The sequence below is a fragment of the Pseudoalteromonas sp. 20-92 genome, from assembly GCF_030847595.1.
GTDB lineage: Bacteria > Pseudomonadota > Gammaproteobacteria > Enterobacterales > Alteromonadaceae > Pseudoalteromonas > Pseudoalteromonas fuliginea.
Genome location: NZ_JANJGQ010000007.1, coordinates 109,178 through 126,763, shown reverse-complemented (window position 1 = coordinate 126,763; position 17,586 = coordinate 109,178). Strand labels below are relative to the sequence as shown.

The following is a 17,586-nucleotide window of genomic DNA, read 5'->3' as shown; positions in this document are numbered from 1 at the left end:
CTGAAAGCTTTTTAAAAGCAACAACCCTTAACGATTTTGCTGGGCGATAAAAGCAAGCGAGTGCTGATTGAATAAGTCAGGACGTTCCACATTACAGACATGGCCACAATGGTGAATAGTTTGCAGTACGCTGTTTTTATGGCGCTTAACCATTTCTTTAACAGGGCCAAGGAACATATGATCTTCCTTACCCATAATGTACAGAATGGGAATATCAATGTCTTTTTCTTTGAAATATTGCATTAAAGGATTTACATCCATGGCTAATTTAAACCATTTTATAAACTCTTTTTGGCACAAGCGCTTTGCTTCACGAACAAACAAAAGTCGAGATTCTTTATGACGCTTTTTCGGCATCATAATAAAAGCAAATAAGCGATACAACCACATATAAGGCAGGAAGTGTTTAAAAGTATTACCTAAATAAACCAATGTATTACTGCGAGTATTAAAACGAGTAACCGCTCCACCTAGCACCATGCTAGAAACATATTGCGGCGCAATTTCAGCAATATTTCGAATAAGAATTGTGCCCAATGAAATACCAACAAAGTGTGCGCTGGTAATATTGTTATGATCTAACACATCTATGATGTCTTTAGAGACATTATTAAATGAATAATTATTATCAACAAAGTTTTGTAGTAGATTATTCGATTTGCCGTGACCGCGAAGATCAAGCAACAACACATTATATTCTTTTTTATACGCTTTAAGCTGACGAAACCAGATTGCCGAACTACCACCGGCTCCATGGACAAATACAACCCATGTTTTACTGGCTTCGTGTGGAAAAATAGTATGGAAAAGAATTTCTGTACTCATTGCAGTTAGCGGCCTATTTACTTCATTTGGCATATTCAATTGCAAGAAGTATAACGGAGTTTAATAAAAATCTCTCATGAAGTTCAGATCAATAGCTTCTACTTAACAACTTTTCGGAGCAGATTTTGATTTTTAAATAAAAACGACTTACTTCTATTCTCAACGTATTTTAGGCGCTTGTCCGTGAAAATCTAAATACAGTTTTTTAAGTTTGTCAGGAACAAGTGGCCAACCTATTTCAATTCCAATGGGAGTGGCCTTGCAAAATAAGTGCTCAACGTAATAAGTGTCTATGTACTCAAGTTCAGCAGGACTTGCAGAGTCTAATTTTAGACTCATATATGACAAGTGCTTTAGAGCGTTGGTGACTTTATTTTCGTTGAATGCAAAAGTTGTTAAGTTTGCAAACTCTTCCATGCGAAAAGTAAGCGCCCAACTTTCGTGTTTATCCATTAGCGGGATCACATCTGGAAACTTACATTGTATATCCTTAATGAATCTTATTATTTCTTGCTTTTCCATATACTCCCTTGCTGCACATAGTTATACAAATGCCATTGTACCAGCTAAAAATAATTTGGTGGGGCACGGACAAAGCCAACTGTTCTTGTCCGCGTTTACGACCTCGTTAACTTAACGTTTTGATAACCATACCCACACCATATAATTTTTTAAATGCCTAAATATTGTTTTTATTTAAGACTTACGCTCAATACGTTAAGTTTTTTTAAGGCCTCAAACGATTTTTTAGTAAGCTTCCAATCGCCCTGCACCACTTCAAAAACCCACTTAAACTATTGCTTATGTTAACTTTTTAAATAATTACGATATAAAAATATCAGTCTTCAGCAACTCTATGGAACAGTTAAACGTATATTAATTTAATATCTTCACATAAAGATACTTGACACAAAGTTAATTCTTACATATCTTTACGTCGAGATTCTTTACAACCCTTTAACTTTAAATTGGAGAACATTATGAAAAACATTATTCAAGTAGCTGGCATTATCGACCGAGAAGAAGCAAATCTAATGCTGGAGTCTGGCATTGAGTGGCTTGGCTTTCCTTTACGCTTACCTTCTGGAAAAGATGATATTTCTGAAACAGATGCAATGAGCATTATTAAAAGCTTAAGTGAGCCTCAAGCCGGTGTGTTGATTAGCTATATGGTAGATGCTGAAGAAGTGAGCGGTTATTGCAGTGAGCTAGGTGTAAAAGCAGTTCAACTACACGGTGATATTAGTGTGGCAGAAATGAAAAAGCTTAGAGAGCTGCGCCCTGATCTTTTCTTATTAAAAAGCCTTGTTGTGAAAGAAGACAATGCTGAAGAGCTGTTAGAAATTGTTGATACCATGGCTGACTTTGTTGACATGTTTATCACTGATACATTTAACCCTAAAACGGGTGCTAAAGGCGCTACTGGTTTAACGCATAACTGGGACGTAAGCGCTGAACTTGTTAGACGATCTCCAAAACCTCTAATGATGGCTGGCGGTTTAACGCCTGAAAATGTAGCTGATGCAATCTATAAGGTTAAACCAGCCGCAGTTGATTCACATACGGGATTAGAAGGTAGCGACGGCAGAAAAGATGCCGCTAAAGTGAAGAAATTCATTCGCGAAGCTGAAAAAGCATTTTCGGAGATCAATGCTTAATATAATTCACTGCCAGATTAACACCCCTAATCTGGCAGACTCAAATAGGGAGAGCGTTATGAATGCAAATCAAGTTATTCAAATATATAAAGAAGACTCACAAATACTCTCAAGTAGTGTGATCGAGTTACCGCAAACAAATAGACTAAAATACCTGCATGCAAAAATGCGTGACAAGGTAGCTAGTAAAAGCCAATTCATTTTTTATGCTGATCAAGTGTTTCGTCTGCTGATTGAAAAAAGCTTAGAATTAGTACCATTTAAAGATCTCGATGTAACTACTCCCGTGGGAGAAACATACAAAGGCAAGCAGTTTGCAGATCCAATATGTGCCGTTTCTGTGGTTCGTGCTGGTGAAAGTATGGAAAATGAGCTGCGTCATATTGACTTAAAAATTCCCATTGGAAAAATTTTAATACAACGCGATGTCGTCACAAAATTGCCAACTCTTTATTATTCAAAACTTCCGGATCATATTGCTAAATGTCGCGTGCTGATATTCGAACCTATGTTGGCGACAGGCGGCTCTGCAATTTGTGCTATTCAGGTGCTTATAGATGCTGGTGTTTTAGAAGAAAATATCATTTTTGTTAATCTTTTGTGCTCCCCTGAGGGGATTCAAAAAGTTACTCAGCAATTTAAAAAAATTCAAATAGTCACGTCTTCAATTGAAGAGTATCTAAATGGAAACGCATTTATGATACCTGGAATTGGCGACTTCGGAGATCGCTACTTCGGTACGACCGATGTGGGGGCCGTATGACAAATAAACAACTAATACTTTGGATGTTAGTTGCTATGATTGCCCCAACAATTTGGGGCAGTACATACATAGTAACGACCGAGCTATTACCGCCAGATATGCCTTTAATAGCGTCAACACTTCGTGCTTTACCTGCTGGTATTTTATTAGTACTGATTGGTCGAAAGCTACCTAAAGGCATCTGGTGGGTGCGTTCTATCGTGCTTGGCATACTTAATATTGGTGGCTTTTTTTACTGTTTATTTGTAGCAGCCTATCTATTACCCGGTGGTGTAGCTGCACTTGTTATGTCGTGCCAACCTATCATAGTCATGATACTTGGTGCGCTACTCTTTAAAGATCCCCTTAATTTAAGGCAATTTATTGCTTGTGCAATTGCGGCTGTTGGAGTCGCGATGTTGGTCTTAGAACCAAATATGAATTTACCTGTTCAAGGTGTTATTGCAGGTTTAATTGGTGCCGCTTCAATGGCCACGGGAATAGTATTAACAAAAAAATGGGGCAAGCCTGCTGACGTTAATTTATATACTTTTACAGGCTGGCAACTCGTTGTAGGTGGATTATTTTTACTCCCGATTGGATTAGTACAAGAAGGCTTACCTAGTAACCTAACAGTAGACAATATAATTGGTTATTCCTACTTAAGTATCATTGGCGCCTTGTTCGCTTATATAGTTTGGTTTAAAGCTATTGAAAAACTGCCAGTTGTTACGGTGTCTTTTATATCGTTTGCAAGTCCAATCTCAGCAACATTATTGGGTTATTTTATTCTTTCGCAAAGGCTAACGATGAGTCAAACATTAGGCGCAGTCATTATTGTATTAGCCATTGTTATATCTCAAGTACAGCTGTTTAAAAAATCAAGTTCCAATTTTAATCTGGAACCATCATTAAACAAAAAAATTAGTTAAAGGAAGTAAACATGGACAACTTATTTACAGAAGCTCGTTTTGGGAAAATCAACGCAAGCAATCGCTTTGTAATGGCACCAATGAGTAGAAACAGGGCAACAGCTGAAGGATTAGCAACGCCTCTTATGGCAACCTATTATGCTCAAAGAGCAACAGCTGGGTTAATTATTTCTGAAGGTATTCAACCTAACCAAGTTGGTCAAGGTTTTATGAATTCCCCAGGGCTACATAATTTACAACATGTGAAAAGCTGGCAGCCCATTACTGAAGCAGTACATAAAAGGGGAGGCAAAATTGTAGCTCAATTGATGCATTCTGGTCGTATTGGGCATCCTGAATTATACCCCAGTGCTCATCAATCAATAGCGCCTTCAGCAATTAAAGCTACCGGAGACGCTTTTACACCAACAGGGCCAAAGAGCTACCCTACACCAAAAGAAATGACATTAGATGAAATTACAGCAACCATTGAAGACTTCGCAAAATCAGCTGAATTAGCGATTCAGGCAGGTTTTGATGGGGTAGAAATACACGCAGGAAATGGTTTTTTACTTCACCAATTTATGGCAAGCAATACAAATAATAGAGCCGATCTATTTGGTGGTAGCGTCAAAAACCGTTTAAGATTTACGCTAAAAGTAGTGGCGGCTGTTACACAAGCTATTGGTGCTAAAAGAGTCGGTATTCGTATTTCTCCCGACAATACTTACAATGACATTATTGAACAAGACAGTGAAGTGCTCTACCAAACTCTTATTAGTCAGTTGCCAACTGATCTGGCGTATTTGCATATTATGGAAGCGGCTAACCGTGAGCACACCCAGCAGATCCGTAACCAATGGTTAGGTAAGCTTATATTAAACCCTCACAAAGCTTGGCAGGATGGCCCTGTAACCCCTGCTATTGCATCAGATGTGTTAAATGAAAATTTATGCGATGGTGTGGCATTAGGGGCACTCTTTTTAGCAAACCCTGATTTGGTAGAACGTACTAAGTTAAATGCTTCTTTTAATAATGTAGATCCCGATACGTTTTATGGTGGCGACGAAACCGGTTATACCGATTATCCTACAATGGTAGATAAAAGTGCATCGCTATCTGAGAAACAAAGTGAATCTATATTAGAGCGTGTTGAGCTTTCGTGATTAATTTTGCACCTGTAGGTTTGGTAGTTAGGCGAGGCAGAGTTTATGTCGTGTGATTATTCCCCATAAATAGGCGATAACGCAGCGTAAGTGCCAAACATCCGTAGCCCTTAGGTTCGTCCTAGGGGCGATTTACTCTTTGCTGCTACATAGATGTAAATAAAAGCCGTGAGTAGGGCGCGGAAGCTTTGCGCGAATTTACCTATTCTTACATAAAGATAAGTTAGTAAGGTGATGCAGGAGCGTTACCAAAGCTACCAAGTTACAAATCTCGCGCCACGATTAAATCGCTCCTCGATTGAACAAATTTTAATCCACAAAGATCAACATGCCCTAGATAGAACAAATTGTGCTCCTGAAAGGCCAACTGGCCTTATTTATAAGTAGAGCTAGAAAGGCCTAAAAGTAATTTTTTAAGTAATACTGCGAGTTGCTGCTGCTCCGACTTATCTAAAGGTGACAATAAAGACTGCCCTTTTGCGATATGCTCCTCTACAACCTGATCAATCAATTGAAAACCTTTCTCTGTTAAAGACACCATAACGCCTCGACGGTCATTAGGATCAGAGCTGCGTGCAACCAAGTCTTTAGCTTCTAGTTTATCGATACGGTTTGTCATTGAGCCTGAGGTTAGCATTAATGTCTGCAATAGTTGATTTGGACTCAATGTAAACGGTTTTCCTGAACGCCTAATTGTCGCTAATACATCAAATTCGCCACCATTGAGGCCAAAACGGCCAAATACAGTTTGTAATTCTTTGCTAAACATTGCATCGGTACGAACGAGTCGGCCCATAACTCCCATAGGCGAAGGGTCTAAATCAGGTCTTTCTTTATTCCACTGGGCTATAACGACGTCAACAAGATCATTTTTCATTATATCTACTACTCTAATTTAAATTGATAAACCAATATAACTCACAACAACCTCTACGACAAGACTCATCACAACAAGTATCTTCACACAAAGATACTTGACATTAAGATTGTATGTATTATCTTTTACCTAACTTTGTTACATGAGAGTTATGTGTAGTACTCATTTTTAACAAGGCAATTCAAAAATTAGTCATCTATAAAATTTTAAATAAAGGAATAGGCATAGAAATGAAACTACATAACCAACTAAATCGAACCGAAAACCTTGAGCAAGATCAGATATCTTTTTTGGGAGAAAGTGATACTCGAACATTGTTTGATTTAATTCAAAAGCAAATTATTGAAACACCTGATGAAACTGCAGTAATTAGTAACCAAGGAGATTGGAGCTATAAAATGCTGGATAAAAAATCAGCTAACATTGCCTCTTTACTCCATCAGCATGGTGCTAAGCAAGGTGAATATGTTGGTTTGTTTGTCGATCCATCGCCTGACTTAATTTTTGGTGTGTGGGGAGCTATTTATGCAGGATGCGGATACCTTCCACTGTCTCCTGAATACCCTGAAAAACGTATTAGCTATATGCTAAAAGACTCTAAAGCGCGCTTAGTTTTAACTCAAGCACATTTAAAAGAGCAAATTACTGCATTGGTTAGCAGCGACATTACTGTGATTTCAATAGATGATGTTGATGATAATACGTCATATTATGCGCCACTATCACAAGATAGCCTTGCTTATATGATTTACACCTCTGGAAGCACAGGTGATCCAAAAGGCGTCATCATTGAACATAGCAGTATTGTTAATCAGCTTCTGTGGCTAAAAGAAGAGCATAGCTTTAGCCAATCAACTCGTATTGTACAAAAAACGCCTTTTAGCTTTGATGCAGCCCAATGGGAGATTTTAGCTAATGCAATCGGTATTTGTGTTGTTACAAGTGAAGTAGGAATGTATCGCGATCCGCTTGCACTTATTGATTTAATCATTGAAAAACAAGTGACCGTTTTGCAATGTGTTCCTACCCTTTTACAAGCCTTGCTTGATTCGCCTTGTATTCAATTGTGCAACTCATTGTCTCACGTGTTCAGTGGGGGTGAAACGCTTACTAAACAGCTCGCCTTGCAATTTTTTGAAACACTGCCTGAAAAAGATCTAATCAATTTATATGGGCCAACAGAATGCACAATAAATTCATCCAGCCATAAAGTAACACCTCATACTTTAGAACAAGCGTTTGATGCAATTACCATTGGTAAGCCTGTAGCCAATACTCACTACTATATACTTGATGAACAGTTAAACTTAGTTGATGAGGGTGAATCTGGTGAGCTTTATATTAGTGGTGTGCAGGTTGCTAGAGGTTATTTAAACCGTAACGATACAACGCTCGAAAGATTTATATCTAACCCTCACAATAGCGAGCCTATGCATAATACGCTCTATCGCAGTGGTGATATTGTAAAACGTGATAAAGAAGGTAACACACACTTTTTAGGTCGCGCCGATAATCAAATTAAATTACGTGGTTACCGTGTTGAGCTTGATGAAATTAGACTTGCCATTGAAAAGCATGATTGGATAAAAAATGCCGCAATGGTTGTAAAAAATGACCAGCGTACCGGTTTTCAAAATCTTATTGCATGCATTGAATTAAATCATCGTGAAGCCGCTTTAATGGATCAAGGCAAGCAGAGTGAACACCATCAATCTAAAAAAAGTAAATTACAAGTTAAAGCACAACTCTCTAATGCTGGATTTAGACAACCACAAGCGCTGTTAAACTTACCCGTATTTAATTTACCAAATAAAAACGCATCAAAAGAGCAAACTGAAACTGTTTTTGCTCGTAAAACTTATCGTTACTTTGATGGTGGAAATGTGTGTGAGCAAGAAATACTTAACTTACTCAAAAAACAAAAATCAGAGATCCCTACACGCCCTGTCAGCGCATTAGAATATGATGAATTTGGTCAAATCATGAGATATTTTGGCCAGTTTAAAAGCAAGCAACGCTTACTGCCCAAGTATGGCTATGCATCTCCAGGCGCCCTGTATGCTACGCAGTTATTTTTAGAAATACATAATTTATTTAATTTAAAATCGGGTATTTATTATTATCACCCTGAACTACATACCCTGCATCTTGTACGCTCATTAGCGCCTGCAAGCACGGTTAAATTAACTTGCCATTTTTTAGGTAAACAATCAGCTATAGAACCTGTATATCAAAATAATATATTAGAAGTTTTAGAAATGGAAACAGGCCATATGCTTGGCTTATTTGATCATATTTTACCTCAGTTTGGCCTTTCAATTGGCGCTGCTAGTTTTGACAATGAATACCAAGATTACTTAGCTGTTCACGAAGATGACGCCTACTTAGGAAGTTTTGATATTAGCCAACATAGCGAAACTGACTCGCTTTCAAATGTTGAGACCTTAGTGCAAATTCAAAATGTAGATGGTTTAAATTCAGGACAATACACAGTTCAAGATAATCAGCTGACACCCCTTTCTGATCAGCTAATTGAAAAGAAAAAAGTGATTGCCATTAATCAGCAAGTCTATGATAGAGCTTCTTTTGGTATTTCTTTACTTAATCATTCTACAACGGCTTGGCGACACTATATTGATTTAGGTCGTAAGTTACAGCAGTTACAAATGAACGACTTAAACATAGGTTTAATGTCTTCTGGTTATAGCTCAAAATCTGGTAATAATTTACCTTCAGCCAATCGTATTGAAGAAATTTTATCTGATGCGAATTGTACAATGAAACCATTTTATTTTTGCATTGGTGGAAAAATTACAGATGAGCAAAAGCGCAGTGAAGGTATGAAAGAAGACGCTATACATATGCGTGGCCCCCTTGAAATATTGAATCATGATTTACAAAATTCGCTACCTAGCTATATGGTACCTAATAAAATTATAACTTTTGCTGAATTCCCACAAACAGCGAATGGGAAAGTCGATTATCTCGCTCTAAAAAATTCAGAGAAACTTGATAATATTGAAAATAAGGCAGCCTACATTGAGCCTCGAAATAAATTAGAAGAGAAAATAGCTGATATTTGGCTCCATGTGATGAAATGGGACAAAGTATCAGTCCAAGATAATTTTTTTGAAAGTGGTGGAAACTCTTTAACAGCCGTTACATTTATGAATACTTTAAATAAAGAGTTGAGCATTAGTATCCCAATGCAAGCTATCTTTCAAGCCCCCACTATTGAAGCACTTGCTCTTTATATTAAGCAAAACGATAACAGCTCACATAGTCGGTTGATTAATTTAAATAACTCTACACAAAAATCGCGAATTTTCTGCTGGCCTGGTTTAGGTGGGTATCCAATGAGCTTAAAACCTTTAGCTGAAAAAGTGGCCGATGAAGCGACGTTTATTGCAGTGCAAGCGCATGGCCTTAATTGTGATGAAGTTCCTTACGATACAATACAAGAAATGGCAGAAGCTGATATCAAGCTAATCAAAAATGAGCAACCAACGGGTCCTTATACGTTATGGGGATACTCTTTTGGGGCGCGTGTTGCATTTGAAGTGGCCCATCAACTTGAAGCAAGTGGCGAGACCGTGGAAGCACTTTATCTCATTGCACCTGGCTCACCTAATCTACCTCAGTATTCACAAAAAGAGCAGACACCTTGTTTTACTTCTCCTGCATTTGTCACCATTTTATTTTCAGTGTTCTTTCAAAAAATACAAGGCCCGGTATTAGAACAATGTTTATCGGCAGTGACTAATAAACAACAGTTTATTGACTTTGTATGTATGAATCATCGCACTTTGAATCGAGATGTTGTCAGTAAAATCATAGAAGTAGTCATGCGCACTTATGAGTTTAAATATACATTCACAGAGTTGCTTGAACGCCAAGTAAAAGCACCAAAAGTGATATTTAAAGCACAAGGAGATGATTATTCATTTATTGAAAACATTCCTGAGTACAACGAAAAAGAAGCGATAACACAACACTTACAAGCAGATCATTACGCATTATTAAAACATCAAGGTGTTGATGAGCTGTTTAATTGCATTGTGCAATCTCAAGGTTCTTACGAGAGCCATCGTTCATTATTAATAGCGTAAGGACGCAACATGCCGCATATCAACATACATTATTTTGATTCTCACGTATCCAGTTCTACCAAGAATAGGCTCGTGAAAAAAATTTCGGCACTGATAAGTAAAGAGTTTAAATGCAATAACGACTTTATTTCAATCGCACTGCATGCAGAGCAACCGAAAAATTGGCGACAACGTGTTTATAACAAACATATTATTCAGCAAAAATATAAATTAATTAAAAAACCAAGTTATTAGAGGAAAAATAAAATGAACAATACAAAGATAAATCTTGTTATTAAGCCTGAAATTAAACGGGCTCTTGAGTTAGGGCTTGCGGTCGTGGCACTTGAGTCTAATGTTATAACGCATGGCTTAGATTACCCTGAAAATAAACACACCGCGTTACAAGTAGAAGCAGCAGTTCGTGAATCGGGGGCAATCCCTGCAACCATTGGAGTCGCTAATGGTAAATTACTAATTGGCATGGATGAAAGTGAGATTGAGTTATTTGCAACAACCGCAAATATACCTAAAGTCAGCACGCGTGACTTACCCGTTGTATTAGCGACTAAGCAATTGGGTGCAACCACCGTTGCCTCATCTATTATTGCAGCTGAGTTAGCAGGAATATGCTTTTTTGCATCTGCCGGCATTGGTGGCGTTCATAGAGGAGCAAACAATACGATGGATATTTCTTCAGATCTTATGCAATTTACACGTTCACGGGTTGCCGTTGTATGTGCTGGTGCAAAAAACATACTCGATCTAGGTTTAACACTTGAATACTTAGAGACCCACAATGTTCCTATTATATCTTATCAATTTGATGATTTCCCTGCATTTTACTGTCGCTCAAGTGGCTATAAAGCACCACAACGGATAGATGATGCATCTATTTTAGCCGACATAATTGAAACCCAATGGCTGCTTGATAATAAGCGCAGTGTATTAATTACAACACCCACTAAGCTCGAAGATGCCATTGATAGTGATGATGTTAATGATGCTATCAACGCGGCAATTAGCTCGGCTCAAGCGCAAGGGATCAGTGGAAATAAAGTCACTAAGTACATTATGAAAGCAATTGATGAAGTAACTAAAGGGCGTTCAGCTAAAGCTAACAGTGCCGTTTTGATCAATACAGCGCGTGTTGCAGGGCATTTAGCTGTTGCCCATGCAAAGCAATCTAGTAATAAAAGAGAAGTAGCGTAAAAATAATGGGTGAAGTTTATTGACAAATTTTTTTAATTATATATCTTTATATAAAGATACTTTACATAAACAAACTTCACCCAAGCATATTACCTACTAGATGCACACAAGGAGCTAATTATGAATTTCATTCCATGGATTACAACGACAGGCATACTAGCAATTTTAATAGCGGGCAGCTTTGCAGTTAAAAGTAACATCATTGATGCGCGCAGCAATATAGGCAATGAACAATCGGCTAATGTCGAAGCTATGTATGTAGAAAAAGTTGCTCATCAGTCACATATAGATATTAGCGGTATCGTAAAAGCCCCTAAAACATTATCGTTAATTAATGAATCAGCAGGTAAAGTTACAAAACTCTATTTGCAATCTGGCGGTATTACTTATGCAGGTGATACGTTACTCGAAATAGAACACGAGGAGGAAAAAGCACAACTGCAAATAGCTAAATCACGCTTTGAACTACAAAACACCACCGTAAAGAGATATAAAAGCCTTTATAATTCAAATAAATTGAGCGCTCAGCAATTAGATGAATCAACGGCTTTACTTGCTCAATACCAAGCAGAAATAAACCTACTCTCAGCTAAAATTGCTAAAAAAGTGATTACAGCACCATTTACAGCCCGCGTTGGTATACATGACTTGCAAGTCGGTCAGTTTTTACCTGCTAATACAAATCTAACTCAGCTCATTGGTATTGAAAAATATATGTGGGTCGATTTTTCTCTCCCGCAAACCTATACAGAGCTAGCAATTAATACGCCGGTAGTATTAACGCTACTTGATGACACACAGACAGAAATAATTGCACAAGTAGCTTCTGTTGCACCAGAAATGTCAAAACACTCAAGACAGCTGAAATACCGTGCAAAAATTACATTAGGAAATACTAAACTAAATTCAAATCAACTCGTTAAAATTAAGGTACCTATTGGCAACAAAAAAGAGGTTGTTGCGATCCCATATTTAGCAGTTATTAAAGGCAAATTAGGGAACTATGTATATTTATTAAATAAAGACGAGGAAGGAAAAACATACGCTAAGCGTACACAAGTTGAATTAGGCGAACGTATTGGGGATCTCGTTATGATCACCAATGGCTTAACCTCAGGCGCATTAATCGCAAGTCATGGAGCATTTAAATTGCGTGACGGTTTAAGAGCATACTTGCTTAATTCAGAGCGTACTGTAGCTATGGAAGATACGTTATCTCCTAAGGTATCATTATGAAAAACAATCATTTTATGGATCGATTCATAACACAACCAACACTTGCAATCGTTTTATCCGCCATTATTTGTATTGCTGGGATTTGGTCAGTGCTTAAGGTGACTGTGCTACAGTTTCCAAAAATTGAAAGTTCATCTTTAGTTATTTCAACTAACTACGTAGGCGCATCAGCTGAAACAGTTAAAGGTTTTATTACAGAACCAATTGAACGTATTTCTGCTACGGTTCCAGGTGTTGATTATGTTGAATCAGTCACAATTGCAGGGAATAGCACTGTAACAGCTTACTTAAATTTAAACGAAGATAGTACTCGGGCTTTATCACAGCTTACTGCTCGTCTTAGCCAAGTTAAATATATGCTCCCGAATGATACTGAGGATCCCATTGTTAGCGTTAAGCGCACCGATCGACCTCATGCGCTATTTTATTTAAATATAGAGCATCAAGGCGAATCACTTACACAACTAACCGACTTTTTATCAAGGCAAGTGACTCCTATAATTACAGATATTGAGGGTGTTCAAAGAGTCGCAATTGAAGGCAGTAGAACGCCTGCGATGCGCGTGCATTTAAATTCTGCAAAGTTAGAAGCATTTGATCTTAGCGCTGACGATATTTACTCCGCGTTGGCTGCAAATAATACAATAGCTACGCTAGGTTATATAGAAACTAATAAACAAAAAATTGATCTGGTCGCTAATACACAATTGAAAAGTATCGATGAATTTAAGCAGTTAATTGTAAAACGTATAGATAATGATGTTATATATCTGAGAGATGTAGCCCATATTGAACTTGGCTCTGAGCAGCCAACGGTAAGTGCTCGCTTAAATCAGCATGATACTGTTTATATTTCAGTTTGGCCGCAGCCAGGTGCAAATGAAATTGAAGTTGGTGACGCACTTTACGCATTAACCGATAAAACTAATAAGACTTTACCGGATGGTATCAGCATTGGTTATGCCTATGATGGTACTTTATATATGCGCGATGCATTAAATGAGATTTTTAAAACACTTATTGAGACGGTTATTCTAGTAGGCGTTGTTGTTCTTTTTATGATGGGATCATTTAGAAGCTCAGCGGTACCTTTAGTGACTATTCCTATTTCAATATTAGGTGCTATTGCCGCAATGTATGTCGTCGGTTTTTCGTTAAACTTACTAACCGTGCTTGCTATTGTTCTCTCTGTTGGCTTGGTCGTTGATGATGCGATTGTTGTTGTAGAAAATGTTTCACGTCATATTCGTGCAGGAAAATCTAAAATTGACGCTGCGCTCACAAGCTCCAAAGAGCTGTTTGTACCAATTGTATCAATGACTCTCACACTAACAATGGTGTATTTACCGATTGGCTTTCTGTCTGGACTTACCGGCGTATTATTTAAAGAATTTGCTTTTACCCTAGCAATATCAGTGCTTATATCAGGCATTGTTGCCCTCACACTTTCACCAATAATGAGCGCGTATGTTATCCCTGCTGAAGGGCAAGAAACTAAATTAACAAAAAAAGTAAACTGGGTATTTGATCAGCTAAGAAATAAATATGCATTGTTACTTACTCTTTTATTGTCGTGGCGAAATCAAGTGATTGTCGCTGCAATTGCGTTAAGCCTTATGATAATACCATTTTACCAAGGTGCACAAAAAGAGCTTGCGCCAGTTGAGGATCAAAGCAGCATATTTGTACTTGTACAATCCCCCCCTGAGTCATCGTTAACTTATAATGAAGATAACATTCGTGGCATGGTTGATAGCTTATTAGAAATACCCGGCACAACTCAAATGTGGCAGAACATTTTTACCAATAGTGCTTTTGGCGGTATTGAATTTATAAGTGCTAGCGAACGAGATTACACAACTAAATCAATTCTTCCTGAGGTTTATGGACGCTTGGCTAAAACCCCTGGAGTCAACCCGTTGCCCATTCTTCCAGCGCCACTTCCTACTGCGGGCCAATTCGATGTAGAAATGGTCGTTAAGTCCAGTGATAGTTTTGAAATAATGCAAAGCTATGCGGGGCAACTTATAGGTAAAGCATTTGCTAGTGGGCACTTTTTATACGCAGATACTGATTTAAAAATCGATTTACCCCAAATACAATTACAATTAAAGCGCGATAAAATTGCCGATTTAGGAATGGATCTCGCTTATGTCAATCAGCAACTGAGTGTTCTTTTATCAAATAACTACGTTAATCGATTTGATGCGCAAGGAAAAGCTTATCAGGTAATCCCTGTTATTGACCGAAATGTAAAGTCAGATCCTGGAAAACTACTAAGCTTAAACATTAAATCAATTAATGGAACCAGCGTGCCATTATCTGCAATAGCTGAAGTTAAATGGGCAACAGTTCCTAGACAATTAAATAGCTTTGGACAGCAAAATGCCTTTCGTATATTTGGAGCCGTATTACCTAACTCCACAAAAGAAGAGGCACTTTCAGCATTAGAAAATGCCGCAAAAGAATTACTCCCCTCTTCATACACTGTTGATTATGCCGGAGAGTCTAGACAAATAAGACAACAAGGTAATAGTTTATTAGGCGTTATGCTCATTTCACTGGTCATTGTTTACTTACTGCTTAGTATCCAATTTAATAGCTTTCGAGACCCTCTAGTTGTGTTAATTGGGAGTGTACCTTTGGCAATGGCTGGCGCGTTGATGCTATCGTATTTTGAATTAACGACTATCAATATTTATTCTCAAATCGGTTTAATCACACTCATTGGTCTGATTGCAAAAAACGGTATCTTAATTGTCGAATTTGCAAATCACCTACAAGAGCAAGGTAAAAGCCGCATAGAAGCCGTCATTGAATCTGCATCAACCAGATTAAGGCCTATTTTAATGACCACTGCTGCCACTGTTCTTGGGCACTTCCCATTATTAATGGTATCTGGAGCAGGGGCTGAAGCCCGAAATAGTATTGGCATTATATTAGTAGCAGGAATGCTTATAGGAACCCTTTTTACTCTTTTTGTATTGCCTGCTTTTTACGTAAAACTGGCTTCAAAACGAGTACCTAAAGAAGTAAATAAAAGTAACCTTTGCAGTTCAAATGAAAAATCATCTTTTGCTATTAGTTGAGGTTTGTTGATCTCTCAGGATTAAAGTTTGTTCTATCTAGGGGAAATTTAATCCCGGCGCGAGATTTATAACATAGCCAGCTCGGTAACAGCTCCTGCGTTACCTTGTTGGCTTACATGCAAACATGCTGTTGAAAATTCAACGACCAAAGATCAACACGCTCTAATAAGCTAAAGCTCTTATCGCGATAAATTATGTAATATCTGCAGCGTATAAAAAACTTTGTTTCATACAAAAAAACCTGACAGCAGTTACTTCGTTCAAATAAACAACACATTGTATAATTATTACTTTATACATTGCTCACTTTTAAATCGCTGTTTCATATTCATGACAGTTAGTCACTAAACCACTACAACTAATTCATTCTAAAACCAGCTCAAAACATGAAAAATTTAGTCAAAAACTATATTCTTCGGCGCAATTATTATTACAAATAATGGATGAGCACACACATGACAACACCTCAAGGTGCAACGCTTTCAAATGCACCAATAAATAACACACACTCTTCTACCTCAAAATGGAACCAACACGATACACAATGGACGCTAAGTCTATTTGGCACGGCCGTTGGTGCGGGTATTTTATTTTTACCTATTAATATTGGTATTGGTGGTTTTTGGCCGTTAATTATTATGGCGTGTTTAGCATTCCCAATGACCTTTTGTGCCCACCGAGGCTTAGCACGCTTTGTACTTTCGTCGAAAAATAAAGATGCCGACTTTACCGATGTAGTTGAAGAGCACTTTGGTGTGACTGCAGGTCGGTTAATTTCTTTGTTGTACTTTTTATCTATATTCCCAATTTTGCTTATTTACGGTGTGGGCTTAACCAATACTGTGGATAGCTTTATGGTTAATCAAATGGGGTTAGAGTCGCCATCTCGCGTATTACTTTCGGGTGTATTAGTTGCAGGTATGATTAGCTTAATGATGGGCGGCGAGCGCTTAATGCTACGTGCCTTTGCTATCTTAGTTTATCCGCTTGTGGGTATATTATTGTTTTTATCACTTTATTTAATCCCAAGCTGGCAAGTGCCCGATATGAGCATGCCTGAAATGGGCAGCTTTGGTAAAACGTTGTGGTTATCGATTCCTATTATTGTATTTTCGTTTAGCCACGCAGCGGCTATCTCAAGCTTTGTAAACGTGCAACGCGGCCATTACGGTAACCAAGCAACAAGCAAGGCAGAGGCGATTTTAAAGCGCACTAGCTTACTACTTATTACCTTTGTACTGTTATTTGTGTTCTCTTGCGTGCTGTCGCTTACAGGCGAGCAAATGGCCGCTGCTAAAGCGGCTAACGTATCGGTTCTGTCCTATCTTGCTAACATTACTGATAACTCGTTTATTGCCACACTTGGGCCGCTTGTTGCCTTTATTGCTATTACATCGTCGTTTTTGGGTCATTTTTTAGGTGCACGCGAAAGCTTTACAGGTTTAGTAACTAAACAAACAAGCTTAAGCGCTGGCGTTACCGATAAAATTGGTGTGTTAATTATGTTTTTAGCTATTTGGTTTTGCGCTGTTAAAAACCCAAGTATTTTAGATATGATGGATCAGTTATCGGGCCCTATCATCGCAATGATTTTATTCATCATGCCAATGATTGCAGTTTATAAAGTGCCTGCACTTCATAAATACCGTAACCGTTTAAGCACGCTATTTATATTAGCGGTTGGCTCACTTGCTGTATTTGCACTTATTTACAGCATGATTAATTAATACGCTATATACAAAAAAGCCCAGCTAAGTTAATTAGCTGGGCTTTTTTGTTTGT

Annotated in this window: 13 protein-coding genes; 10 read left to right on the top strand and 3 right to left on the bottom strand. The window is 37.9% G+C overall.

Annotated features, from left to right (window positions below; genetic code table 11):
* Positions 1-27 precede the first annotated feature (27 nt).
* Together NRL14_RS09275 and NRL14_RS09270 are read right to left on the bottom strand one after the other, a co-directional pair.
* Positions 28-825: an alpha/beta fold hydrolase gene (locus NRL14_RS09275; protein ID WP_033014826.1), complete on the bottom strand. Its 798-nt coding sequence runs from the start codon at positions 823-825 to the stop codon at positions 28-30.
* Positions 826-984: 159 nt separating this feature from the next.
* Entirely contained in the window at positions 985-1,347 is a 363-nt protein-coding gene (locus tag NRL14_RS09270; RefSeq protein WP_007376280.1) for a hypothetical protein, read from the bottom strand.
* A 458-nt stretch (positions 1,348-1,805) separates the two neighbouring features.
* On the opposite strand from NRL14_RS09270, the gene NRL14_RS09265 reads away from it, so the two are divergent.
* From NRL14_RS09265 to NRL14_RS09250, 4 genes are read left to right on the top strand one after another with little or no spacing between them, the layout of a single operon-like run.
* The gene (locus NRL14_RS09265) at positions 1,806-2,483 is read left to right on the top strand and encodes a phosphoribosylanthranilate isomerase (protein WP_007376279.1); all 678 of its coding nucleotides are present in this window, start codon (positions 1,806-1,808) and stop codon (positions 2,481-2,483) included.
* Between the two features lie 58 nt (positions 2,484-2,541).
* Entirely contained in the window at positions 2,542-3,246 is a 705-nt protein-coding gene (gene upp, locus NRL14_RS09260; protein WP_232224803.1) for a uracil phosphoribosyltransferase, read from the top strand.
* Positions 3,243-4,157, top strand: coding sequence for an EamA family transporter (locus NRL14_RS09255; protein ID WP_306724505.1), 915 nt, complete (start codon positions 3,243-3,245; stop codon positions 4,155-4,157). The genes upp and NRL14_RS09255 overlap by 4 nt, the downstream gene beginning before the upstream one ends.
* A gap of 11 nt (positions 4,158-4,168) precedes the next feature.
* The gene (locus NRL14_RS09250; protein WP_007376276.1) at positions 4,169-5,302 is read left to right on the top strand and encodes an alkene reductase; all 1,134 of its coding nucleotides are present in this window, start codon (positions 4,169-4,171) and stop codon (positions 5,300-5,302) included.
* Between the two features lie 373 nt (positions 5,303-5,675).
* Here the strand turns inward: NRL14_RS09250 and NRL14_RS09245 are convergent, their stop codons facing one another.
* On the bottom strand, positions 5,676-6,179 hold the full coding sequence (locus NRL14_RS09245; RefSeq protein ID WP_007376275.1) for a MarR family winged helix-turn-helix transcriptional regulator: 504 nt from the start codon (positions 6,177-6,179) through the stop codon (positions 5,676-5,678).
* A 230-nt stretch (positions 6,180-6,409) separates the two neighbouring features.
* Here NRL14_RS09245 and NRL14_RS09240 point away from each other — a divergent pair, with 230 nt between their 5' ends.
* The 6 genes from NRL14_RS09240 to NRL14_RS09215 all read left to right on the top strand — a co-directional run bounded on the left by NRL14_RS09240 (position 6,410) and on the right by NRL14_RS09215 (position 17,531).
* Positions 6,410-10,288 carry an amino acid adenylation domain-containing protein gene (locus NRL14_RS09240; RefSeq protein WP_306724504.1) on the top strand — a complete coding sequence of 1,293 codons (3,879 nt, stop codon included), beginning with the start codon at positions 6,410-6,412 and terminating at the stop codon, positions 10,286-10,288.
* A gap of 72 nt (positions 10,289-10,360) precedes the next feature.
* A complete protein-coding gene (locus NRL14_RS09235; RefSeq protein WP_007376273.1) occupies positions 10,361-10,522 on the top strand; it encodes a hypothetical protein in 162 nt (53 codons plus the stop codon).
* A 12-nt stretch (positions 10,523-10,534) separates the two neighbouring features.
* Positions 10,535-11,479, top strand: a complete 945-nt coding sequence (locus tag NRL14_RS09230) for a pseudouridine-5'-phosphate glycosidase (RefSeq protein WP_007376272.1) — start codon at positions 10,535-10,537, stop codon at positions 11,477-11,479.
* 120 nt (positions 11,480-11,599) lie between these two features.
* Complete coding sequence (locus tag NRL14_RS09225) at positions 11,600-12,715, top strand: efflux RND transporter periplasmic adaptor subunit (RefSeq protein WP_007376271.1); 1,116 nt, start codon at positions 11,600-11,602, stop codon at positions 12,713-12,715.
* Positions 12,712-15,804 carry an efflux RND transporter permease subunit gene (locus NRL14_RS09220; protein WP_306724503.1) on the top strand — a complete coding sequence of 1,031 codons (3,093 nt, stop codon included), beginning with the start codon at positions 12,712-12,714 and terminating at the stop codon, positions 15,802-15,804. Before NRL14_RS09225 ends, NRL14_RS09220 begins: the two co-directional genes overlap by 4 nt.
* Before the next feature lie 455 nt (positions 15,805-16,259).
* Entirely contained in the window at positions 16,260-17,531 is a 1,272-nt protein-coding gene (locus NRL14_RS09215; RefSeq protein WP_306724502.1) for an aromatic amino acid transport family protein, read from the top strand.
* Positions 17,532-17,586 lie beyond the last annotated feature (55 nt).